Below are 1450 nucleotides of genomic sequence, written 5' to 3'. Positions count from 1 at the left end.
CCTACCTGGCCCACCGCATCAACCAGCGCATCTTCCAGAACCTCAGCGTGCCGAAGATCATCGGCCAGGTCCTCGAAGAGCATGGCATCCAGAGCAACGCCTACGAATTCAAGGTCGGGTCGGTTTATCCCGAGCGCATCTACTGCGTTCAGTACGATGAATCGGACCTGCACTTCATCCAGCGCCTGTGCGAGGAAGAAGGGATTCACTACCACTTCCAGCACAGCAGCACGGCCCACAAGCTGGTGTTCGGCGATGACCAGACGGTGTTCCCGAAACTCGCCCCTGTGGCCTATCAGCAAGACTCCGGCCTGGTCGCCAACGACCCGGTCATCAAGCGCTTCGACCTGCGCCTGGAAACCCGCACCAGCCGCACCACCCGCCGCGACTACGACTTCGAGAAACCGCGCCTGACGCTGGAAAGCGAAAACCGTGGCAACGCCCTGCCCGACCTCGAGGATTACGACTATCCGGGGCGCTTCGTGGACCGCGAGCGCGGCAAGCACCTGGCCAAACGCGCCCTTGAGCGTCATCGCAGCGACTACCAGCTGGCCGAAGGCAAAAGTGATCAGCCGTTGCTGGTCAGCGGCCATTTCCTCGCCCTGACCCAACACCCCAAGGCCAAATGGAACGACCTGTGGCTGCTGACCGAAATCATCCACGAGGGCAAACAGCCCCAGGTGCTGGAAGAGTCGGTCACCAGCGACACCACGACCCTCAAGGACGATTTCCACCAGGGCTATCGCAACCGCTTCCAGGCCACGCCCTGGGACGTGCCCAACCGCCCGCCGCTGCTGCACCCCAAACCGCGCATCCTGGGCAGCCAGAGCGCCGTGGTCACCGGCCCGAAAGGTGAAGAAATCCACTGCGACCAATATGGCCGCGTCAAAGTCCAGTTCCACTGGGACCGTGAAGGTCAGGCCGACGACAAGACCAGTTGCTGGCTGCGCGTCTCGTCCGCCTGGGCCGGTGCCCAGTACGGCGGCATCGCCATCCCGCGCATCGGCATGGAAGTGCTGGTCAGCTTCCTGGAAGGCGACCCCGATCAACCGCTGATCAGCGGCTGCCTGTACCACAAGGAAAACGTCGTCCCCTACGACCTGCCGGCCAACAAGACCCGCAGCACCTTCAAGACCCTGAGTTCACCGGGCGGCGGCGGTTACAACGAGCTGCGCATCGAGGACAAGAAAGGTCAGGAGCAGATCTACCTCCACGCCCAGCGCGACTGGGACGAGAACGTCGAGCACGACCAGAAGATCCGCGTCGGCAACGAACGCCACGACACCGTCGAGCAGAACAGCTACAGCGAGTTCAAGGCTGAAGAACACCACACCATCTACGCCGACCGCAAGGTCGAAGCCAGGGCCGACGATCACCTGACTGTTGCGACCAACCAGCACGTCAAGATCGGGACGGGGCAGTTCATTGAGGCCGGGCAGGAGATTCACCT

1 protein-coding gene is annotated in these 1450 nt (G+C 62.5%); it reads left to right on the top strand.

Features of this window, described 5'->3' with window-relative positions:
* Positions 1 to 1450, top strand: a 1450-nt coding sequence (locus tag K5D32_RS25685) for a type VI secretion system tip protein VgrG (RefSeq protein ID WP_221602316.1), incomplete at both ends; no start/stop codon positions are given.

The sequence above is a fragment of the Pseudomonas cichorii genome, assembly GCF_019719005.1.
Classification (GTDB): domain Bacteria; phylum Pseudomonadota; class Gammaproteobacteria; order Pseudomonadales; family Pseudomonadaceae; genus Aquipseudomonas; species Aquipseudomonas cichorii_E.
Note: the sequence above shows the minus strand (reverse complement) of the source record. Positions and strands in the feature narration are given on the sequence as shown.